The sequence below is a fragment of the Pelagibacterium sp. genome (genome assembly GCF_035555455.1).
Lineage (GTDB): Bacteria > Pseudomonadota > Alphaproteobacteria > Rhizobiales > Devosiaceae > Pelagibacterium.
Map to the genome: position 1 here is coordinate 77,982 of NZ_DATMGM010000066.1, position 20,987 is coordinate 98,968.

The following is a 20,987-nucleotide window of genomic DNA, read 5'->3' on the forward strand; positions in this document are numbered from 1 at the left end:
ATAGGCAGGAGCCACCGGGCGCCTGGCGATGCGTCCTGTAGCGTGGTTTTAAGGGACCGGCTGCACGGGTCAGACCGGCTGGCTTCCAAGAACGGCGAGCAGGCGCGGATTGATGGCGCCACTTTCGCTCATTCCGGTCGCACGTTCGAATGCCACGATGGCTTCCCGGGTTTTGGGGCCGGAAATTCCATCTGGCGATCCAATATCATAACCGAGCTTTCCTAAAAGCATCTGTACGCGCAGGATGACATCACGATTTCCAATGGCTGGCCCGGGATCAAAGGCGGTGTCCCACGTTCCGATCGGCGCAAAGTTGGCAGCCAGGTCGATTTCGGATGGTTTCCAGGCCCCGATCGTCTCGTCCAACGCTCGAATCGCGTCTGCATCGAGCGAACGGACAACGTCATCGCGGGCGTTGGCCGCATCCTCGTCGCCCGAGCGCGCTGCAAGGGAAAACCACACATAGGACTGCTCGAAATCCTGATCGACCCCGAGGCCGCGCGCATGCAGCATGCCCAGATTGAACTGGCTGTCGGTCATGCCTCGCGCCGCCGCCTCTTCGAACCAGTGCGCCGCGGCGGAAAAATCCTGGCTGGCGAGTTCGCCACCGGCGTAGAGCGAGGCGAGGTTGTGCATGGACATGCGGTTGCCCGCCTCCGCTGCGCGCTGATACCACAGCCGCGCCAGTTCAAGATCGCGTTCAACGCCGCGGCCGCTTTCATAGAGGCTGGCGAGGCGATATTGCGCAGGAGCAAACCCTTGCGCCGCAGAGCGTTCATACCAGGCGGCCGCCTGCGCAAAATCCTGCTCGACCACTGTGCCCTCGGTCAGGAGCGCACCCACCTCGAACTGGGCGAAGCGGTCGCCATCCTCAGCGGCGGCCCGCAAAGCTTCGGGCTCGATCGCTTCCGGTACCGCGATCGCAGGCAGTTGGGCGACGATCGCGTCTGCGGCACTGGCGGCGGTGCCCGTTGCGGCATAGCTGCTTGCCGCAGGCGATATGGCCGCTGTGACCATCGGGTCGATTGTGGGCGTCGCGGTAAACGATTGGGCATCGACTTGCGCGGCGGTGAGGCGCGATGGCTGCTCGATGATGCGAACATCCGATATCAGGCTGTCGGCTTCGCTCGCATCGTCTTCGACGAGAGGCTCGATGACGCTCAACTCTTCAAGCACAGTGTCCGGTGCGGGCGCTTCGGCCTCCACATCGGCACTTGCCGGTTCAGCGGGTAGCGAAAGGGCAGCCGTCTGGGAATTGTCCGGCCGGGCTGGCATGATGCGGTTGAGGGCGAGAGGCAGGGCGAGCGCGGCAACCACAACCAATGCGGTGCCCAGCAGCAAGGCCCGCCGATTGCGGGCGAAAAAGCCCGGCAGCGGACCCTCATCGGCAAGGTCGTCTTCGATAGCGTCCAAAGTCTCAGCCATCAGCGGCGCGCTGACCGGAAGCGCATCGGCAGCCGGTTCCGGCGCCAATTCGGCTTCGCTGCGTTGAAAACGGGCCAGCGCACGGGCGATCAGCGATTTGGGCTCGTCTTCCACAACCGGTTCGGGCTGGCGCGCCGAGCGGCGGGCTGCTTCAATGAAGCTGGCACGGCTGACATTGGGCATTTCCGGTGTACTGTCGCGCTTGCGTTCGGGCAGTACCGGTTGGGTTGAGGTTTCTCCGCCAGCAATGAAGCTCGGTTGCGGCTTGGCCGGACGGGCGATAGTGGCTGGATCGATGGCAAACGCTGTGTCAACGGCAGGCGCGGGGTCGCCGTGCTCGGGAACATCGACGAACGGATCTGCGGCGCGATGGGCTTCACCGGTGGTCGGATCGGCTGGCATCGCGTCATCGGGCTTGCGGCGCGGCCGGGGTGCAGCCTCGGCTTCGGGAGCTGCCACCGGACGCGTGTTGAGCAGCGCTTCGAGCCGCGCGATGCGATTGTCCACCTGCGCGATTGAGCTGCGCACGCCTTCAAGGTGCTCGGCCTCGCGCTCGCCGTTTGCGGACTGTGCAAACAGCGTCGCAAGCCGGTCTTCAAGCGCATCGAGGTCGGCTTTCTCCACGCCGTCGCTCTCGCGTTGCTGAAGTCCTTCAGCTTCACGGGTCTTTTGCGCAATGAGATCCGCCAGCACGCTAAAATCGGGCAGGGCGGGTGCTGGCTGTGCGTCAAGGGCGGCGAGGTTGCGCAACTGTGCGCTGGCATCATCGACGCGCTGGGCAATGTGCCGCAACTGCGCCTCTATATCGTCCGTCGGAGCCGGTTCGGCGGTGCCCAGCACATCGATGCGCTGCTCAAGGCGGGCGAAACGCGGTTCGATGGTTTCTGCAATCACATCGCGCAGAACCGAGACGCTCTCGGCGAGCAAGGTGGCTTCGTTCCGGCTTGGCGGTTCCATGCCGGCAATGCGCGCGCTAAGGGTATCGATTCTTGCCAGCAGCTCTTGCGGATCGCTCTGGTGGCTGACCGCATCGGCCAGCGCCGCCATATCGCGGCCCAGCCGTTCTATGGCCTCGGATGGATTGGACTGCGTATCCTCCAGGCTGTCGATCCGATCATAGATGTCGCGCACGCTCTGCTCGATCATCGCCATCGTCCGCGTCTGCCGCTCATCGGCTTCGGCAGCAGAGCGGGCTTCGGAGCGGCTGGTATCGATCTGATGGGTAACGAGCTTCTCGATGATGCCGGAAAGGTCATCGATACGCTGATTGGTCGCATCGGTGCTGGAGTGGCGTTCGGTGGCGATCGCCTCGGCCAGGGTGCCGATCTGCGCTTCGATGTGCTTGATCTGCCCGGTTTCGCCAACGGCGCCGGCCAGCAACTCGATGACTTCGCTCAGTTGCGCGATCTGAGTGGAAATATCCTCATGGCCACCAAGCGTTGCGATCTGCTCGCCAATGCTCGATTCGAACTGTCCGATCCGGTCACCAAGAGCATCGAGGGAGCGGGCGAAATCAGCGAACTGGGATGTTTCGGGGCTGGCTGCCGGGGGGGAGGCCGGCACCGGGGCAGGGGCTGGCTGAGCGCCGCCGGTCTGGCGGGCGCGTATCTTGCCGATGGCGTCGATGACGCTGTCGCGCATGACCGGGCGCTCCTCGGTGGGACGGTCGGCCAGCCGCGTCACGGCATGGCGCACGCTCCGCAGGGCTTCCGAATGACGGTCGTTGGCGGTTTCGGCGGCGGGAACGGGCTTCGCCGGAACGGGTCGCGCTCTGGCCGAGTGCACAGTCGCGACCTGATCTTCCACCTGATCGAGCAGCGCTACCAATTCGTTGCGCAGGCTTTCCCACTCAGCGCCGTTCGAGCGCTTATAGCCGGGTTGCGGCTCGGTCCAGTCATATTGAGGATGTGTTCGCGCCATCTTGCTTCCCGACAGGCTCTCGACAGCACATGGTTTGCGCCGTTTCCAAGCGAAGGAATCGCCTATCCTGACTCTTTGCGGTTTATGGTAAATATCGCGTTAACCGGGCGCCGATGTCGCATTGAAACAACTGGCGATTTTGCGCATGGATTGCGTCGGATCGCCGATCATGGTGATCTGAGCCGATCTGCACCGCCTTTTTCTAGCGATAAGATGCAAGGATGACCGGACCCATTCGCAAGGACCGCGCCGCGCGCCGGGGTGAGGGCCCGGCGATCTATACGATCGCCGAACTCGCCGACGCGTTCTCGATCACCCATCGGACCCTGCGCTTCTATGAAGACAAGGGCATGCTGCGCCCCCGCAGGGTCGGCAACAAGCGCCTGTATTCCAATCGGGATCGGTTGCGCTTGCGGATCATTCTGGACGGCAAGCAGGTGGGGCTGACCCTTCGCGAAATCCAGGAATACCTCGATACCTACGATTTGCGCGACGGCTCTTACGATCATCTTCGCCGGGCGCTCGACAAGGTCCACCACCAGCGCTTGCTGCTCCAGCAGCGCCGCAGCGCAATTGAAAAATCGCTGGCCGAACTCGCGCGCGTGGAAGAAATCATCGAGGGCATGCTGGCCGAGCCACAGGACCCCGATGGGCGGGGTGATATCATCTGAGGGGTGATCGGATTGGAATTGCTTGATTCCGAGAGCGATCTTCGCATTATCTTCGATTGTATTTACGATTGAGGACTACTATGGGTCCATCCATCGATCCAGTCCGGCGAGGACCTCTGCCCCAATGAGCCATCGCATCATCATTGTCGACGACCATCCGCTGTTTCGGTCCGCCTTGCGGCAAACGCTCGAAAACACCGGTGGCCAAATGGTGTTCGAAGAGGCGGGTGACATCGAGGGGTTGAGCGCCGCTCTGGAAGCCGATCGCGATTGCGATCTGGTGCTGCTCGATCTCAACATGCCTGGAGTGCGTGGATTTTCAGGGCTGCTGCTGCTTCGCGCCCAGTTCCCCGAAATCCCGGTGATGGTGGTGTCGGCGGTTGAGGATATTGCGGTCATCCGGCGGTGCTTCGATCTGGGCGCGTCAGGATTCCTCTCAAAATCGGAAAGCGCGGCGCGCATCCGCGAATCGATCGACACCATTCTCGCGGGCGGGCTGTGGCTGCCTGAGGGGGTTTCGCTCGACGAGCATGACGAGCACACCGAGGTTCTGTCGCGGCTCGCGACCCTGACACCGCAGCAGGTGCGTGTGCTGATGATGCTGTCAGATGGCCTGATGAACAAGCAGATTGCCTTTGAGCTGTCGATTTCAGAGGCGACGGTAAAGGCCCACGTCTCGGCGATCCTGCAAAAGCTCAATGTCGACAGCCGCACTCAGGCGGTGATCGCCGCTTCGAAGATCGAGCAGGGCCAGTTTGCACAACTGGTCGAAAACCACTCCTGACCAATACGTTTCGATCGATCGTCCGGCTCTACAGCCGCTTGCTCATCTGGGTGAGCAGGGCGCGCAGGGCAGCGGGCTTGACCGGCTTGTTCAGCACCGCGGTGCCGCGGGTTTCCGCCAGTTGACGCACCGATGGGGTGCGATCGGCGGTTACGAGGATGGTGGGCAAATGCCCGCCAACGATCTGTTTGAGCCACTCGATGGCATCGAGACCCGATGTCTGGTCCAGATGATAGTCCATCAGCACCAGGTCAGGCACCCAGCCCTCAAGCATTCCCAATTGTGCGATTTCCTTGAGCGAGGTGGCGGTCCTGACGTCGCAGCCCCAGTTTTCCAGAAGGCCGGACATGGCGTCGAGGATCGAACGCTCATTATCGACGCACAGGACATGCAGTCCATCGAACTGGGCAGCGGTGCGGGAAATGGCGGCCTCGTCGGCAACTGGTGCCGGTGCAGCAGCGGAGACCAGCGGCACGGTGATCGAAAAGCGCGATCCCTTGCCGACGACACTTTCTATTTCCATGGGATGATCGAGTGCCGTCAGAATGCGCTGGACGATGGATAACCCCAGGCCCAGCCCCGGAGCGATCCGCGCACCTTGTTCTAGGCGGGAGAACTCAGCGAAGATCACTTCGTGTTGGTGATGATCGATGCCAATGCCGGTATCGATCACGTCGAGGCGAACGGTGCCGCCATGCCGTCGGCAACCGACCAGGACCCGGCCGCCGGGGCGCGTATATTTGATGGCGTTGGAGACCAGATTCTGGATGACGCGAGCCAACAACATACGATCGGAGCGCACCATGAAGGATGCGCCGACCACCCTGAGGTCTATGGATTTTTCGCTAGCCAGCGGCTGGAACTCTATCTCGATCTTTTTGAGCAGATCGAGGATATCGATGACGGTGCGGGTGACTTTCAGCGCGCCCGAATCCATGCGCGAGATATCGAGCAGGGTGGACATGATCTCCTCGACCGCGTTGAGCGATGCATCGATCGAAGAGGCCAGATCGGCGGCGGGGGTGCCGCGGGTGCGTTCGTAAAGCGTCGAGGTGTAGAGCCGCGCCGCATTGAGCGGTTGCAGCAGGTCATGACTGGCGGCGGCGAGAAACCGGGTTTTCTCGTGGTTGGCCTCATCGGCCTTGGAACGAGCCTGCTCCAGCTCGGCATTGAGCAAAGTCAGGGCGCGGGTTCGGTCGTTGACGCGCTCTTCAAGCGTATGGTTGACTTGTTCAAGCGCGGCTTCCGCCTTCGCCCGGTCGGTCACATCGGAAAACGAAACGACAAGGCCGCCATCGGGCCTCCGCGATGTGTGGATTTCGAGTTGCACCCCGGTGAAATTTGTCCGCTGGGTAAGCGTTATGGCTTCGGCGGTGATCAGCCTGCGGCGTTGATCGGCCAGAACTTGCGACGTTCCGGGGCCCAGATCCCCCCGCTGGGCCATGAACAGCAGAATCTCATCGAGAGGCGTGCCGGGGGTGACTAGCGACGCCGGCAGCGCCAACCCGGCGCGATAGGGCGCATTGGCGACGACCAGATCGAGCCGCGCATCGAAAACCGCAATACCATAAGGTAGATGGTCGATGGCAGCGGCCAGACTGGCATCGGAACTGTTGAGTGTCGAATAAGGGTGAGTGGCCATGCCGCAGTCCTTGCCGGATCGTGCTTTGTGGTGGCCCTGTGAGAGCTGGATTGTCAAGCAGAACCAATGGACAGGTGCCCGGCATCGGGGCTAGCGTGGCACATGCCGGAGACGGCGGAAGCAACGACAGGGGACATTGGAATGTCATTCGTCAAGGAATTCAAGGAATTTGCCGTTAAAGGCAATATGGTCGACATGGCCGTGGGTATCATCATCGGCGGGGCCTTCGGCACAATCGTATCGTCTCTGGTGGACGACATCTTCATGCCCGTCATCGGGCTGATCCTCGGAGGAGTGGATTTTTCCAACTTCTTTATCGTGCTGTCCAACCCCGATGGCATCGCGGTTCCCTCCCTCGCGGCAGCCCAGGCGGCAGGGATTGCAACGCTCAATATCGGGCTGTTCATCAACGCGGTGGTGAAGTTTCTGATTGTGGCGTTTGCTCTTTTCATGCTGGTCAAGGGCATCAATATGTTGCGCCGGGAAACGCCCAAGGAAGAACCAGCGCCCGCTGCGCCCCCGCGCGAGGAAGTGCTGCTCACCGAAATTCGGGATATCCTCAAGGCCCAGCCCTGAGTTCTCGACCCTCAATTGTCACGGAAAGGCCCGCTCCGATGAGCGGGTCTTTTTTTGTGCACAGTCTCCAGGGCATTTTGCAAATCTACGTATTAAATCCTATTGTCCTGACCATCCTAAGAATGTATTCCTATTCATACGTAGTCAACACTACGCGATAGGCCAGTCGGCCACACCGGATACCTATAGCAAAATTCGTGCGCGATTCAGCTTAGGCCGTTCGGGGGACCGATCATGAAAGTACACCATTCGGGACGCGTAACATTCGCTCTGGCGGGAAAGTGAGGCCGGAGCGAAAGGGAAGAGTTACGCGCCTCCCCGGGGTATGGGCCGGAGTAATCCGGCGGGCCTGTCGAGCAGCGACCCACCAGTCGCAGGTATCAGATTGCCGATCTACGGAGTGGAGAAGATCTATGAATAGCGAAATATCTTATCGCCCGTTTCTCAATCGCGATCGTCTGGTTCATATCGTCGACAGCGATCAGCCTACATGCGAAGCACTCGATGTATTATTCCGGCTGGAAGGATTCCAGACGGTGATGTCACGCAATAGCGATGATTTCATTGCCCGTTTCAGTCAGCGTCGTCCCGATGTGGTCATCCTCAATTTCCTGCTGGGGAACGAGGACATGCTGCCTGCCCTGCGGCGTATCAAGGACATGCGGGCGGGTATTCCGGTATTCATGCTCGCCGACGATGCCGATGTGGACGGCACGGTTGAGGCCATGCGGGGCGGGGCGAGCGATGTATTCGTCAAGCCGGTGGATTCCGAGCGCTTCGTGCGCGCGGTGCGCGATACCTTGCGTCGCGATGTGCATATGACCGCTCTCAATGGCGGTCAGCGTCAGGTGGAGATCCGGGGCTTCACCCAACTCACCCCGCGCGAACGCGAGGTGCTGCAACTGATCACCAATGGCCAATCCAACAAGGAGGCCGGGCGCGAACTGGGCATTTCACCGCGAACCATCGAAGTGCACCGCGCCCGCGTCATGGAAAAGCTCGGCGCTAGGAATACCGCCGACCTCATGCGGATCGTCCTGACCAGCTAAAGCAGCATTTCTTGCGGGAGTGCCGTGGTCCGTATGGACCGGCCTCGGCACTCCAGTTCAACAACAACATCCGGTGGCGCGTTAGCCGCCCATGGTGGGAAGCGTAAGGTCACCAGCGGTGAGCTTGCTTTCCATCAGCCGCGGCATGTCGAAATCGCGCTGAAGATCGAGCGTTTGCCAGACCGAAATCAGTGCGTCGCAAAGCTCGTCGATCATCTCATCGCTATGGTATGGCGTCGGCGTGATACGCAGCCGCTCCGTGCCCTTGGGCACCGTGGGATAGTTGATCGGCTGGATGTAGATGTTATGCCGCTCCATCATCATGTCGCTGGCCGCTTTGCAGAGCCTTGCATCTCCGACAATGAGGGGAACGATATGGGTTTCGGTCGGCATCACCGGCAGGCCGGCTTCCGCCAGCACCCGCTTGACGCGGTTTGACTGGCGCTGATGGCCATCACGCTCGACAGACGAACTCTTGAGGTGTTCGATCGACGCAAGTGCCGCAGCGCAGAGCGCCGGGGGCAGGGCGGTGGTGAAGATGAATTCGGGCGCATAGGACCGCACTGAGTCGACAATGGCCTTGTTGGCGGTGATGTAACCGCCCATGACGCCAAAGCCTTTGGCCAGGGTACCTTCGATGACGTCGATGCGATCCATCAGGCCATCGCGCTCGCAAATGCCGCCGCCGCGCGGGCCGTACATGCCCACCGCATGGACTTCATCGATATAGGTGAGAGCGCCGAATTCGTCCGCCAGGTCGGCGATCTGCTCGATCGGGGCAATGTCGCCATCCATCGAATAAACCGACTCAAAGACGATCAGCTTGGGCCGCTGCTTGCCAGCGGCTGCCAGGAGCTCACGCAGATGCTCCATGTCGTTATGGCGGAAAATCTTCTTTTCCTGACCGGACTGGCGCACGCCCTGGATCATCGAAGCGTGATTGAGCTGATCGGACAGGATCAGACAATTGGGGATCAGCCGGGCGATGGTCGAGATCGAAGCCTCGTTGGAGACGAATCCGGATGTGAACACCAGCGCCGCTTCCTTGCGGTGCAGATCGGCCAGCGAGCGTTCGAGCTCGACCAGCGGTCGATTGGTTCCGGAAATGTTGCGGGTGCCGCCGGCGCCAGCGCCCAGCCTGCCCGCGGTTTCCTGCATGGCGCCAACCACGACAGGGTGTTGTCCCATGCCGAGATAATCGTTGGAACACCAGATGGTGATTTCACGTGCATTGTCGGCGCCATCGCGGAAAATAGCGCGCGGAAAACTGCCGGCGATGCGTTCGAGGTCAGCAAAGACGCGATAGCGTTTTTCAACTCTGAGGGCGTCGATCGCATCTTCAAAGATGCCGCGATAATCCATGAGGCCTACTCCAGTGGCGTGACCGGCGGGGAACCGGTGGCGCATGCTCCGTATTCGGGCGCGCTTCAAGACCTGCGCGCCTCATTATGATGCACCCCGGACGCGGAGTACGAAATCATCTGTACCAAATCGCGCGACAGGATGTCATTTGTAAATTGGCCGGTCGGGTCAGTATTTGCTCCCTGACCGCCGCTTGAAATATAGACGGAAACGCCGCTGAAGCCACAGGCCGATTGCCGCGACCCAATGACGCGAGTTTCGTCCTCTGACGCCTCGGCCAGGAACTCCGGCCTGACAGGTCGCACGGATCGCTATATATACAAGAGGCACAAGCACGGCCACAAACACGTTCCTGCCGCAATTGGCCACCAAAGATCGCGGCATAATCACGAAACGGTGAGCTCAACATGAAGAAACAGGCAGTTGTTCTAACAGCCGTCGCAGCCCTCCTGCTGGCGGGTTGCAGCACCAACCCTTACACGGGCGAATCCAAGATCTCCAACACGGCGGGCGGAGCACTGCTTGGCGCGGGCGGCGGAGCCATTGGCGGAGCGCTGATCGGCTCGGCGGTTGGCGACGCGCGCGTAGGCGCGCTGATCGGCGCGGGCGTGGGTGCCCTGGCCGGTGGTGCTATCGGAAACTACATGGACCAGCAGGAAGCCGAACTGCGGGCGCAGCTTCAGGGCAGCGGCGTTTCGGTGACCCGCGTGGGCGACAACATCGTCCTCAACATGCCGTCCAACGTCACCTTCGGCGTGGATCAATCCGCTGTCCAGCCGCAGTTCCAGAACACCCTGCGTTCGGTCTCGCTGGTGCTTCAGAACTATAACCAGACCCTTGTTGATATCATCGGCTACACCGACTCGACGGGTTCGGACAGCTACAACCTGACCCTCTCGCAGCAGCGTGCTACTTCTGTGTCGCGTACGCTCGCCGAGTTCGGCGTCGATTCCCGCCGCTTCTTTGTCGAAGGGCGTGGCAAGGCCAATCCGATTGCCGACAACTCCACCGAGTTCGGCCGTTCGCAGAACCGCCGCGTGGAACTCCGCATTATCCCGATCCGCTCTTAAGCGTCGATCAGGATACGTCGAAAAAAAGAGCGCGCCGCAGCCCGGCGCGCTCTTTTTGTTTTACATGACGACGATTGTAGAGCCGTAGCGGACGTTGTCGGCCAGGTGGATGATGTCATGGTGCAGCAGCCTGACGCATCCCGAAGACACCGCGTGTCCGATGGTCCAGGTTTCGCCCGTTCCGTGAACGCGATAGATCGTGTCGCGGTTGCCCTGGTGAATGTAGAGGGCGCGTGCACCGAGGGGATTGTCGAGACCGGGAGGCTGGCCGCGACGCCACTTTTCCAGCTCTGGCTGACGGTCCACCATTTCCGAAGGCGGCGTCCACACCGGCCACTCCCTTGAATAGGCAATGTGCCCGCGCCCGGACCATTCGAAGCCGGCGCGGCCCATCCCGGCGCCATAGCGCATGGCCATCCCGTCGTTCTCGACGTGATAGACGTAGAAATTGGCGGTATCGACAATCACCGTGCCCGGCTTTTCCAGCGTCGGATAGGGCACGCGCCGGCGGAAATATTGAGGGTCGAGATAGCGCAGGTCGACAGCCGGCAGCGGGAACTGCTCTTCCGGCCTTGCCGCATACATCATCACCACTTCCTCGGGAATGGGAGGAGGCAGCGTCTGCTGTTGTGTCGCTCTGGCTGGCGGGAGGATGGTGGTGCACCCTGCGGCGGTCATCGCCAGCAGGCTCGAAGCGCCAGCCATGAAGCCACGGCGGCTTATCGATAACTCGGTCATGTCGAAAATCTCATCTGTCGGCAGCGCTATCCAAACATGGGTCTGGCGCTTCCATTAACGGGGTAAAGGCTGATGTCCAGAACGGTCAGGCTCTTGGAGGGGGTAGATCGAGTGGCGGCATACGGTCTTCGCGCGGAGCGACATTGGCAAGAGACGGCCAACTTACTCCAGCATCCGGCAAAGAGGAAACCCTATCTGAGGTGAGGTTTGCATAGGCCTGGCAGCCTGGAATCAGCAAGCCGATGCCCAGTTGCTTCCAGCATCTGCCTGACTGATCGGGTTCAGCCGTTGCGGCAGAGATGTCCAGGCACACCTTCTCGGCAATGCCAGTCGACACGGCGGAAGACTTGGCAGCGGCAAAAGACGTCGACAACAAAAGCAGGCCCAAAGCCACCATCAGGATCGGTATGTAGCGGATCATGCTGTACCCGATAGCGGAGCAATCATGGCGCGAAGGTGGCAAAGTCTGGTCACACCGGCGTGAGTGGGTATTCGCGCTGGCACAGTGTTGCACAGGAGCAACTTTCAGACCGTGTCCGGGGTGTGGATGCGGCGGAATGGGGCTGGCTCCCGCGCCCGATCAATGCCAAACCTCACCTCGGATCAAACAACTCCGGACCGTCATGACCGATATTGCCAAAGCCATTGCCGTCCTCATCGCCGCTGAAATTTCTGCCCGTGCCGATCAGGTTACCGCCGCTGTGGACCTGCTCGACGGTGGCGCGACCGTGCCCTTCGTTGCCCGTTATCGCAAGGAAGTAACCGGTGGTCTCGACGACGCCCAACTGCGCACGCTCGAAACCCGGCTCGCCTATCTGCGGGAGCTTGAAGCGCGTCGGGCCGCGATCCTGCAATCGATCGATTCACAAGGCAAGCTGACCGACGAGTTGGCGGCACAGATTGCCCGGGTCACCACCAAGGCCGAGCTGGAGGACATCTATCTGCCCTTCAAACCCAAGCGCCGGACCAAGGCCGAGATCGCCCGCGAGCGCGGATTGGAGCCTTTGGCCGATGCACTATTCACCGATCGGGGGCTGATCCCGCTGACCGCCGCAGAGCAGTATCTGAGCGACGCCGTGCCCGATGCCAAGGCGGCGCTGGAGGGCGCGCGTGACATTCTTGCGGAGCGGTTTGCCGAAGACGCCGAACTGATCGGCAAGCTTCGCGATCATATGGAGCGCAACGCCGTGTTGCGGGCAAAAGTGATCGACGGCAAGCAGGATCAGGGCGCCAAGTTTGCCGACTATTTCGATCATGCCGAACCCTGGGCCAAGGTGCCCAGCCATCGGGCCTTGGCCATGCTCCGCGGTCGCAACGAGGATGTGCTGACCGTCGAACTGGAACTGGACGCCGACGTTGAGGGGCGCTTCAAGCCTGCCGAAGGCATGGTCGCAGCCCATTTCGGCATCGTCGCCGATGGCTCGGCAGCGGACCAGTGGCTGATGGAGGTTGCGCGCTGGAGCTGGCGCGTGAAGCTCTGGCTGCACCTGTCGGTGGATCTGATGGGCCGCTTGCGCGAGCGGGCCGAGGATGAGGCGATTACGGTGTTCGCGCGGAACCTCAAGGACCTGCTGCTGGCCGCGCCTGCCGGGAACCGCGCCACCATGGGGCTCGATCCTGGCATCCGCACGGGTGTGAAGGTCGCGGTGGTGGACGCCACCGGCAAGGTCCTCGATACGGCGACCATCTTCCCGTTTGCGCCCCGCAATGATGTGCAGGGTAGTCAGGCCGTGCTGATGGCGCTGATCGCCCGCCACAAGGTCGAACTGATCGCCATCGGCAACGGCACGGCAAGCCGCGAAACCGAGCGACTGACGGTTGATATCCTCTCGATGATCCCCGCGCCAAAACCGCTTAAGGTTGTGGTGAGCGAGGCAGGGGCGTCGGTCTATTCGGCTTCGGAAACCGCCTCCAACGAGTTGCCCGACCTCGACGTGTCCCTGCGGGGTGCGGTGTCGATTGCCCGGCGGCTACAGGACCCGCTGGCCGAACTGGTCAAGATCGAGCCCAAGTCGATTGGCGTCGGCCAATATCAGCACGACGTCGACCAATACCGCCTGGCGCGCTCGCTCGATGCGGTGGTCGAGGATGCGGTGAATGCCGTGGGCGTCGATCTCAATACGGCCTCTGCGCCGTTGCTGGCCCAGGTTTCCGGGCTAGGTACGTCGCTGGCGCAAGCGGTTGTCGCCCATCGAGATGCCAATGGGGCGTTCACCTCGCGCAAGCAATTACTGTCTGTCCCGCGTCTGGGCCCGAAGGCTTTTGAGCAGGCGGCAGGTTTTTTGCGCATCCGCGATGGGGCTGAGCCGCTCGATGCGTCCTCGGTTCACCCGGAAGCCTATGGCGTTGCACGAAAGATCGTCAGCGCCTGCGGACGCGATATTCGAGCGCTGATGGGCGATAGCACGGCGCTGCGAAAGCTCGACGCGAAGGATTTCGTCGATGAAAAGTTCGGGTTGCCAACCGTGCGCGATATTCTCGGTGAACTCGAAAAACCCGGCCGGGACCCACGACCCGAATTCCGCACAGCAAGCTTTGCTGATGGGATTGAGAATATTTCAGACCTCAAGCCGGGCATGATGCTGGAGGGCACCGTCACCAACGTTGCCGCTTTCGGCGCCTTCGTCGATATCGGCGTGCATCAGGACGGGCTGGTGCACGTCTCCCAACTGGCAGATCGGTTCGTCAAGGACCCCCATGAGGTGGTCAAGGCGGGCGATGTGGTCAAGGTCAGGGTGATGGAGGTCGACGCCAAGCGCAAGCGGATCGGTCTGTCGATGCGAAAGGACGCGGTGCCGGAGGAGCGTGGAGCCAATGCACCGCGCCCGGATCGCAGTACCAACCGGGCCCCGCGCCGCTCTAATCCGGAGAGCGGCGGACAGGGCGCACTGGGCGCAGCGCTGGCCGAAGCGATGCGCGGTAAGCGCTGATCGGAAAAACAGAGCCGCCCTGATGGGGCGGCTCTTGCGTTACGGCGCGATCAGTCGTTCTGGGCCAGATGGAACAGATATCCGATTCCAAAGCCCACAATGGCAGCGACTGCAAGCACGGTGCCAGCGCCGGCGGGTGCCCTCTGGGCGGCGCGGCTCAGGATATCGGCATCATGGGTCACATGCCGGGCGGCGCGTTTGGCGCTCTTGCGGGTCGTGCGCATGAACTTTTCCGCATCGTGCGCCATATCGTCAAAATCGATGCCGTGGTCGGAAAGGCTCTTTGAAATGTGCCGCAACTGGCGGCGCATTTCATCGACCTGATGGTGGATCGGCGAATTGCTGTCCTTGCGCAGGTGGAAATCAACCAATGTTTTTCTCCCGAATGAAAATGATCACGGAAGAAACGGACTGCGAGCACAGTGGTTCCAGACGCGCGCTACGGGGCGGCTGAGGACGCGCTGAGATAGCTGTGATAAGCGCCTGAACACATGAACTCGGCGATGTCACGGTGCGGTTGGCCAAGGGCTCGTGAAACCCGGGCACACACCGCCTCGGGATTGGTGCTGATTTGCGGGTCGATCAGCCCGAAATAGCAGATCACCTTGTACGGGTGCTTGAAGTTCGCTCCGAATTCGGGCCGGATCGACTCCTCAACAAAAGCCTCGCATTGATTAATGGCATCGACTGCCGACAACCCCTGAGACAGAACTGGCGTGGCGGTCACAAAGGCCGCCATCACGGCAACGAAGCTGAAGAGGACGCGCACTGAACCCACCTGAACACTGTGGTCGCACTCAACTGCAAATCGCGGGCCGCCTCAATAGGTTCGCTGACCTCTGCGCAACGATGTCCAAAATGTTGCCGAACTGCATCGGATGGCTGGTGCTAATCCGGCTCGCATATACCGGGCAGGATGGTTTCGAGCGGGCCTTGAGCTGGTTGGAGATCGCCCTTGACGATGGCGAGGGGGCGGAAGGGGGGCGTGGCCTGAACCGAAGGCTGGGCCTGACGCAGCGTATAGCACCCGGCAAAGCTCTCTAACGCACCATCGGAGTTGGTGGCTTCGATGGCGACCGGAAGCGCGTAATAGATCGTACCCGCCGCGCCTTCGGTGATTTCGGGGCCGACGAGAAGGCGCACGGAGCTTGTGTTTTCATACCCGGCGGCAAAAGCTTCGAAATCGTCTTGCAGCGCCTGCTGGTCCGTCTGTTCTGAAGGATGCTCGAAATACGACCACGCGCGCAGATATTCCTGGCGGTTGATGGCATTATAAAGTGACTCGATCACCGCAGCGGCAGTGGAGCGATCGTCATAATAGGGGTTATCGAGGACGGGTTCGTCCTGCGCCGGGGCAATCGTCGCGGTAGATGCGATTGCCAGCGCAAGAGCCAGAACATAGCGCATCAGAGGTTCTCCTTTACCGTTACCCGTAGAATCAGCCGCAAAACCGTGGCGAGAACGGGGCCGCTCTAACGCGCTGGAATGTGCTTGTCGCGCAGGGTGCGCTTTTGAGCGGCGATCCGGAACTGGGCATTGGGCGCGCCATAGCCATTATAGCCACTCCTGCGCTCGACGATTTCAAAGAAAATCCCATCGCCATAAAGGGTGGAATAGAGCTGGAAGAATTCGCCGCCGGCCTCGTCGCGGTCATACAAAATATTGCCCCCGCGCAGCACGGATATGAACGCCTCGTCGAGGCCGAACCGGGCCTGCACGTCCGCAAAATAGTTCGGTGAGATGGTCAGCGGCTCAAATCCGGTCTTGGACAGCGCCGCGGCGGTCTTGAAGATGTCGGATGAGGCAAAGGCAATGTGTTGAACCGACGATCCGAAACTCTCGGAAATGAAATGCCCCGCCAGGGTGGAGCGTCCATCGGCGCCGTTGAGGGTAATGCGCACCGAACCATCGGCGTTTTCGATCACCTGGCTGCGCACCAATCCGGCAGGATCGACCACGTCGAGCATCGGCGTCTTATGGGTATCGAACAGGGTGGTGTAAAACAGCAGCCAGGTGAGCAATTCTTCATAGTTCATGGTCTGGCCGATATGATCGATACGGGTGATGCCGATATCGGGCGCGGCTGTATCAATCGCCGTGAATTCGGTTTCCCAGACTTTCGACAGTTCCGACTTGCCGTCGATGAAATGCATCAAGCCGCCGCCAACGCCTCGAATGGCCGGAATGCGCAATTCACCCGGGCCGATCGGCTGCTCAAAGGGCTCGGCCCCAAGCGCCCTGGCACGATCGACGGTGGCTTGGGCGTCATCGACCCTCAGGCCTATATCGCAGACGCAGGTGCCATGGACGATATAGGCCGAATGGGCAAAGCCCTCGCGTTCGGTATTGACCACGATGTTGACGCCCCCGGCGCGGTAGAGCTCGACGTCCTTGCCGATATGGCTGCCGGCATGGGCGAATCCCATGGTGGCGAGCATTTTGGTGAGGTCCCGCGCTTCCGCCTCATTGGCGGCGAACTCAATGAACTCAATGCCGGTGACCTCGATGGGCGGTGGCATGGACGGCAGATCGACACTGATCCCCGGTTCAGTGCGCCGCACCGTGTCCATCAACGCGATCAGGGACCGATGGCCATCTGCTGCGATCGCGCCGGGAGAGCCACCCCTGAACTGGTCATTGAAAATTTCGAGCGACCACATTCCGGCATAACCGGTGGCAGCCACAGCGCGGGCGAAAGCGGCGACATCGAGATCGCCCTGACCGGGCATGGTGCGAAAATGTCGGCTCCAGTAGAGCAGGTCCATCTCGATGCGGGGCGCATCGGCGAGTTGGACGAAAAATATCTTGTCGCCGGGAATGGAGCGGATCGTTTCAGGGTCGATACGGCGGGCAAAGGTGTGAAAGCTGTCAACGATCAGCCCGATATTGGGATGGTCGGCGCGGCGGACGATTTCCCACGCATCGCGATGATCGTTGACATGGCGGCCCCAGGCGAGGGCTTCATAGCCGACGCGCAGATTGCGCCGTGCTGCGCGTTCGCCCAGTTCGCGCAGATCGTTAGCAGCGCGATCGATGCCGCCCAGGGAGTCCGGCGAAACGTTGGAGCAGAACAGCACCAGATCGGTGCCCAACTCCTCCATCACGTCGAATTTGCGCTCGGCGCGATCAAAGGCGCGGGTGCGCTGGGGCTCGGGCATGCCCTCGAAATCGCGAAACGGCTGGAACAGCGCGATCTCCAGCCCGTGATCGCGGACCATCCGTCCGACCTCGCGTGGGCCGCCATCGAATGCCAGAAAGTCGTTCTCGAAAATCTCGATGCCATCGAAGCCCGCTGCGGAAATCGCCGCCAGTTTTTCCCGAAAATCACCGCTGATCGAAACCGTCGCTATCGAGGTCTTCATTGGAGGCTCCAAACAAACGAACTGGTTCGTACATTGTAAGTGGGGCGGAGGTGGATGGTCAATATGGATGGGGCGTCCGGGTCCGAGTGTCAGGAAAGTCAGCCTGACAGCGCGGAGAAGCGCAACAATGGTTCGCGCGTGGCAAGACCCCCGGCGGTCGGCGACCCCGGGCGATGCTGAAATGAACGGCATGGGGCGATGAGCGCTCCGCACGTTTTGTAGTTAGTATGAAGCGATCATCGCCCCACGCATCCGGGGTTTTTGGCTTATGGCGGCGATCTCGGGCTGGGGATTGTCTAAACCACCTCGTGGCGGTTTAAGGGTGCCCCTCCGGGTTTCCCCGGTGCGACGTGGGAGGGTTTTGCCCACATGGTATCCACATCCGGCCATCTGTCCGCTTTGGGCCTTCCCCATGGCGACCCATGAGGAACTCGAACCGACCCTGCCCAAACGTTCGTTGCGCTTGCGTCCATGTAAGCGGGGTCGTGACGGGGAGTATGGGGGAGATTTGGGGTGCGGGGATAAGTGGGGGCAGCGGTGAGGATAGAGTTGCTGGCGCTGCCGGTTACTGGATCCCGGATCAGGTCCGGGATGACGTGGGGTGGGGTGGGAAAGCGCTGCGGACTTTACCCCAGCGTGTCATCCCGGGCGAAGACCCGGGATCCAGCATGCTCGGAGGTGCGGGAAGAACGCAGGCGCTGCGACAGGAGCCCCCCTCGCCCCTTGAGGGGAGAGGGCTGGGGGTGAGGGGTGCGCAGAAGCTCAGCGCCCCCTCATTCGACCGCTTCGCGGGGCCAGCCATTCGAGCATAGGCGCTGCCCAGTCGCTGTGCCGGGCTACGTGGCCTCAAAAAACTCCGGCTTGACCACGTAACGCACCACCATGTCGATGACGTTCTGGCGCAGCGAGGTCTGGGAGGCTTCGGAGCCGAAATCGCGCTGGAACAAATGTGAGAAGGTAGCGCGGTTGGAGACGTTGAAAAAGCAAAGGGCGCTGATCTGCCAGTGGATTTCCAAAGGATCGAGATCGGGGCGGAACCGGCCCTCCTCGACGCCCTTGCGATAGAGGGTTTCGATGCGGGCGATGGCCGATTGGTTGACCGCGTAAAGGTCGCTTGAGCGTTCCAGATAGCGGCCCGAATGGATGTTTTCGATCATCACCATGCGGATGAAATCTTCATGGTGGTGGTGGTGATCAAAAGTGAAGCCCACGAGGCGCTTGAGGCCTTCGAGTGCCGGAAGACTCTCGATATCGAGTTCGGCTTCGCCCTCGCGCACCACGCGATACGCGTTTTCGAGCGCGCTGACATAGAGCCCTTCCTTGTCACCGAAATAGTAGTAGATCATCCGCTTGCTGGCGCGGGTCTTGTCGGCAATCGTGTCGATGCGCGCGCCGGACAGCCCATTGAGCGCAAACTCGGACGACGCCACTTCGATGATGTTGCGGCGGGTGCCCTCGGGGTCCTGCTGCCGTCTGCCTGGTTTCTGGCGGGACTCGGATCTGGTCACGATTGATATTCTCCGGCGTGCAGGATCATTGACTAAACTAACTAGTTCGTACACACATGGTGCCATGCGTTGCTGCATTTAGGTCGCTTGGTCGGCAAAAGACAAGTGCGGCGGATATCGGCGTGTTTCCGGTGCCGGGGGTGGAGAGGCAATGGGCAATCTCAAGAGCGGATTGGCGAATCTGGTGCATCTGGGCGCCAGCGGCGCGTCCCATATCGGCCTGCTCGGCCGGGGCATCGGGGCGTCGTTATCCCCAATCATGCACCGGCGCGAAGGCGAACGGCTTGGCCTTGACTACCACTACCACCTCATCGATTTCGACGCGCTGGGGCTGGAGGACGCGGCATTGTCCGAGGTGCTGGGGGTGCTGGAGACGGTGGGATTTACGGGCGTCAATGTCACCCATCCCTTCAAGCAGTCGATACTCGCCCATCTCGACGCCCTCTCTGCCGATGCCAAAGCGATCGGGGCGGTCAACACTGTGTTGTTTGGTGCAGAAAAGGGGCGGGAAGGACACAATACCGATTGCTGGGGCTTTGCCGAAAGCTTCCGCGTCGGTATGGTTGATACGCCTCGGACCCGGGTGTTGCAGGTGGGGGCAGGGGGGGCAGGCGCGGCTGTGGCCCATGCCTTGCTCGAACTGGGCGTCGAAGATCTGGCAATCTATGATATCGCGCGGGAGCGGGCCGAGGAACTTGCCGGGCAATTGTCGCGGCCCGACCGGCGCATCTGGGTTGCAGACAGCGCCGATGCTCTGGTCGAAGGACGGGACGGCATCGTCAACACAACGCCGATCGGCATGGAGAAATACCCAGGCGTTCCGGTCGATACCGCCCGGCTCGACGCCGGACAGTGGGTGGCCGATGTCATCTATTTTCCCCGCATCACGCCGCTGATCGCCAAGGCGCGTGAGAAGGGATGCAAAACCCTGCCGGGGGCGGGCATGGCGATTTTCCAGGCGGTGAAGGCGTTTGAACTGTTTACGGGACAAAAGCCATCGCGCGCCGGCATGACCAGCACGTTTGAAGCTTCGGTCTGAGTTTCAGCCCTAGAGCTTGCCGCTGCTCAGGATATGATCGATGCCGCTGTGGATGTGGGCCGCCAGCTTGGTCTGGGCACCTTCGACATCGCGGGCAAGGGCGAGGCGGAACAGCTCCTGATGGTCCTCGGTCACTCCACCGCCGCGAAAGCTTTGCGCCAGCATGTGATAGCGGATGAACCGGTCGAAAATCGACTGGTGAATGGCCAGCAGCGACCGCGACCCGCACGCTGCGATCAGCGCGTGGTGAAAAGCGAAATCATAGCGAATCCATTCAGCCGTCCGGTCGGCCTCCCCGGCCAGAAGTGCCTTTTCGATGGTGGACAGCCGGTGATGGGCGGCGACGACATTGGCCTCCCAATCGAGATCGCCCGCTGCAAAGGACAGGGCGAGTGCGTGGTTTTCCAGAACCAGCCGCAGATCGCCGACCTCGCGCAGATTATCCACCGATGCCGGGCTGACCTCAAAACCGCGCTGGCCCTCGGCAATCACGAAATCCTCGGTGGTCAACCGGTTGAGAATCTCGCGCAGCGTGCTGACGCTGACGCCGTACTGGCTCTTGAGCCGCTCAAGCTTGAGCTTCAGGCCCGGCTTGAGCGCCCCGGAAATTATGTCGCCGCGAATGCGCCGAAAGGCCTGTTCGCCAACTGTATCGGTGATTTCGTCCGCTGATTCATTGAGCGGCCTGATAACTGACATGGAAAAATCCCTTCCGCCCTCGTGTTGCATGAAATGATGCTGGTGTCACTATCTCGCTATAGCAGGTTACGGCCATTTCATCATATGTTTTTTAAATTGACATATGATTGTGCCATAGCTAGACGTTCTGGAGCGCCAGGGAAGTGGCTTGACTTAAACGAACTAGTTCGTACATTTGAAGATCGGCGAGATGGAGGAGTTTGTCGCGCAAA

18 protein-coding genes are annotated in these 20,987 nt (G+C 61.0%); 7 read left to right on the plus strand and 11 right to left on the minus strand.

Features of this window, described 5'->3' with window-relative positions; all coding sequences use genetic code 11:
- Window positions 1–69 precede the first annotated feature (69 nt).
- The gene (locus VNS12_RS13120) at window positions 70–3,345 is read right to left on the minus strand and encodes a peptidoglycan-binding protein (RefSeq protein WP_325488292.1); all 3,276 of its coding nucleotides are present in this window, start codon (window positions 3,343–3,345) and stop codon (window positions 70–72) included.
- A 221-nt stretch (window positions 3,346–3,566) separates the two neighbouring features.
- On the opposite strand from VNS12_RS13120, the gene VNS12_RS13125 reads away from it, so the two are divergent.
- Complete coding sequence (locus VNS12_RS13125) at window positions 3,567–4,016, plus strand: MerR family transcriptional regulator (RefSeq protein ID WP_325488293.1); 450 nt, start codon at window positions 3,567–3,569, stop codon at window positions 4,014–4,016.
- A gap of 124 nt (window positions 4,017–4,140) precedes the next feature.
- The gene (locus tag VNS12_RS13130; RefSeq protein ID WP_325488294.1) at window positions 4,141–4,800 is read left to right on the plus strand and encodes a response regulator transcription factor; all 660 of its coding nucleotides are present in this window, start codon (window positions 4,141–4,143) and stop codon (window positions 4,798–4,800) included.
- 28 nt (window positions 4,801–4,828) lie between these two features.
- Here VNS12_RS13130 and VNS12_RS13135 read toward each other — a convergent pair whose 3' ends face one another.
- The gene (locus VNS12_RS13135; protein ID WP_325488295.1) at window positions 4,829–6,442 is read right to left on the minus strand and encodes a hybrid sensor histidine kinase/response regulator; all 1,614 of its coding nucleotides are present in this window, start codon (window positions 6,440–6,442) and stop codon (window positions 4,829–4,831) included.
- 141 nt (window positions 6,443–6,583) lie between these two features.
- Between VNS12_RS13135 and mscL the strand changes: the two genes are divergently transcribed.
- A complete protein-coding gene (mscL, locus tag VNS12_RS13140) occupies window positions 6,584–7,018 on the plus strand; it encodes a large conductance mechanosensitive channel protein MscL (RefSeq protein WP_325488296.1) in 435 nt (144 codons plus the stop codon).
- 413 nt (window positions 7,019–7,431) lie between these two features.
- Window positions 7,432–8,067, plus strand: a complete 636-nt coding sequence (locus tag VNS12_RS13145) for a response regulator transcription factor (protein ID WP_325488297.1) — start codon at window positions 7,432–7,434, stop codon at window positions 8,065–8,067.
- Between the two features lie 81 nt (window positions 8,068–8,148).
- Here VNS12_RS13145 and hemA read toward each other — a convergent pair whose 3' ends face one another.
- Entirely contained in the window at window positions 8,149–9,429 is a 1,281-nt protein-coding gene (gene hemA / locus VNS12_RS13150; RefSeq protein ID WP_325488298.1) for a 5-aminolevulinate synthase, read from the minus strand.
- A 407-nt stretch (window positions 9,430–9,836) separates the two neighbouring features.
- Between hemA and VNS12_RS13155 the strand changes: the two genes are divergently transcribed.
- Window positions 9,837–10,499: a YiaD family glycine zipper/OmpA-like lipoprotein gene (locus VNS12_RS13155; RefSeq protein WP_325488299.1), complete on the plus strand. Its 663-nt coding sequence runs from the start codon at window positions 9,837–9,839 to the stop codon at window positions 10,497–10,499.
- Between the two features lie 60 nt (window positions 10,500–10,559).
- Here VNS12_RS13155 and VNS12_RS13160 read toward each other — a convergent pair whose 3' ends face one another.
- Window positions 10,560–11,237 carry a L,D-transpeptidase gene (locus VNS12_RS13160; protein WP_325488300.1) on the minus strand — a complete coding sequence of 226 codons (678 nt, stop codon included), beginning with the start codon at window positions 11,235–11,237 and terminating at the stop codon, window positions 10,560–10,562.
- Between the two features lie 85 nt (window positions 11,238–11,322).
- Window positions 11,323–11,658, minus strand: coding sequence for a hypothetical protein (locus VNS12_RS13165; RefSeq protein WP_325488301.1), 336 nt, complete (start codon window positions 11,656–11,658; stop codon window positions 11,323–11,325).
- Between the two features lie 202 nt (window positions 11,659–11,860).
- Here VNS12_RS13165 and VNS12_RS13170 point away from each other — a divergent pair, with 202 nt between their 5' ends.
- Window positions 11,861–14,167 (plus strand): Tex family protein, encoded by a 2,307-nt coding sequence (locus VNS12_RS13170; protein WP_325488302.1) that lies wholly within the window; start codon window positions 11,861–11,863, stop codon window positions 14,165–14,167.
- Window positions 14,168–14,217: 50 nt separating this feature from the next.
- Here the strand turns inward: VNS12_RS13170 and VNS12_RS13175 are convergent, their stop codons facing one another.
- The 5 genes from VNS12_RS13175 to VNS12_RS13195 form a co-directional block, all read right to left on the minus strand.
- Entirely contained in the window at window positions 14,218–14,538 is a 321-nt protein-coding gene (locus tag VNS12_RS13175) for a hypothetical protein (RefSeq protein ID WP_325488303.1), read from the minus strand.
- Between the two features lie 68 nt (window positions 14,539–14,606).
- A complete protein-coding gene (locus VNS12_RS13180; protein WP_325488304.1) occupies window positions 14,607–14,936 on the minus strand; it encodes a hypothetical protein in 330 nt (109 codons plus the stop codon).
- Between the two features lie 119 nt (window positions 14,937–15,055).
- Window positions 15,056–15,574 (minus strand): hypothetical protein, encoded by a 519-nt coding sequence (locus VNS12_RS13185; protein WP_325488305.1) that lies wholly within the window; start codon window positions 15,572–15,574, stop codon window positions 15,056–15,058.
- Between the two features lie 65 nt (window positions 15,575–15,639).
- Window positions 15,640–17,529 carry a bifunctional sugar phosphate isomerase/epimerase/4-hydroxyphenylpyruvate dioxygenase family protein gene (locus tag VNS12_RS13190; protein WP_325488306.1) on the minus strand — a complete coding sequence of 630 codons (1,890 nt, stop codon included), beginning with the start codon at window positions 17,527–17,529 and terminating at the stop codon, window positions 15,640–15,642.
- Between the two features lie 836 nt (window positions 17,530–18,365).
- Entirely contained in the window at window positions 18,366–19,046 is a 681-nt protein-coding gene (locus VNS12_RS13195) for a TetR/AcrR family transcriptional regulator (RefSeq protein ID WP_414693125.1), read from the minus strand.
- A gap of 142 nt (window positions 19,047–19,188) precedes the next feature.
- Here VNS12_RS13195 and VNS12_RS13200 point away from each other — a divergent pair, with 142 nt between their 5' ends.
- The gene (locus tag VNS12_RS13200) at window positions 19,189–20,076 is read left to right on the plus strand and encodes a shikimate dehydrogenase (protein WP_325488308.1); all 888 of its coding nucleotides are present in this window, start codon (window positions 19,189–19,191) and stop codon (window positions 20,074–20,076) included.
- Between the two features lie 9 nt (window positions 20,077–20,085).
- Here VNS12_RS13200 and VNS12_RS13205 read toward each other — a convergent pair whose 3' ends face one another.
- Window positions 20,086–20,775, minus strand: a complete 690-nt coding sequence (locus VNS12_RS13205) for a GntR family transcriptional regulator (protein ID WP_325488309.1) — start codon at window positions 20,773–20,775, stop codon at window positions 20,086–20,088.
- Window positions 20,776–20,987: the final 212 nt, after the last annotated feature.

Excerpts from the sequence above, each read along its gene's own strand:
- VNS12_RS13205 (WP_325488309.1), bottom strand. The coding sequence starts at position 20,775 with ATGTCAGTTATCAGGCCGCTCAATGAATCAGCGGACGAAATCACCGAT.
- VNS12_RS13160 (WP_325488300.1), bottom strand. The coding sequence starts at position 11,237 with ATGACCGAGTTATCGATAAGCCGCCGTGGCTTCATGGCTGGCGCTTCG.
- VNS12_RS13155 (WP_325488299.1), top strand. The coding sequence starts at position 9,837 with ATGAAGAAACAGGCAGTTGTTCTAACAGCCGTCGCAGCCCTCCTGCTG.
- VNS12_RS13185 (WP_325488305.1), bottom strand. The coding sequence starts at position 15,574 with ATGCGCTATGTTCTGGCTCTTGCGCTGGCAATCGCATCTACCGCGACG.
- VNS12_RS13200 (WP_325488308.1), top strand. The coding sequence starts at position 19,189 with ATGGGCAATCTCAAGAGCGGATTGGCGAATCTGGTGCATCTGGGCGCC.
- VNS12_RS13120 (WP_325488292.1), bottom strand. The coding sequence starts at position 3,345 with ATGGCGCGAACACATCCTCAATATGACTGGACCGAGCCGCAACCCGGC.
- VNS12_RS13125 (WP_325488293.1), top strand. The coding sequence starts at position 3,567 with ATGACCGGACCCATTCGCAAGGACCGCGCCGCGCGCCGGGGTGAGGGC.
- VNS12_RS13130 (WP_325488294.1), top strand. The coding sequence starts at position 4,141 with ATGAGCCATCGCATCATCATTGTCGACGACCATCCGCTGTTTCGGTCC.
- hemA (WP_325488298.1), bottom strand. The coding sequence starts at position 9,429 with ATGGATTATCGCGGCATCTTTGAAGATGCGATCGACGCCCTCAGAGTT.
- VNS12_RS13170 (WP_325488302.1), top strand. The coding sequence starts at position 11,861 with ATGACCGATATTGCCAAAGCCATTGCCGTCCTCATCGCCGCTGAAATT.
- VNS12_RS13145 (WP_325488297.1), top strand. The coding sequence starts at position 7,432 with ATGAATAGCGAAATATCTTATCGCCCGTTTCTCAATCGCGATCGTCTG.
- VNS12_RS13165 (WP_325488301.1), bottom strand. The coding sequence starts at position 11,658 with ATGATCCGCTACATACCGATCCTGATGGTGGCTTTGGGCCTGCTTTTG.
- VNS12_RS13190 (WP_325488306.1), bottom strand. The coding sequence starts at position 17,529 with ATGAAGACCTCGATAGCGACGGTTTCGATCAGCGGTGATTTTCGGGAA.
- VNS12_RS13135 (WP_325488295.1), bottom strand. The coding sequence starts at position 6,442 with ATGGCCACTCACCCTTATTCGACACTCAACAGTTCCGATGCCAGTCTG.
- mscL (WP_325488296.1), top strand. The coding sequence starts at position 6,584 with ATGTCATTCGTCAAGGAATTCAAGGAATTTGCCGTTAAAGGCAATATG.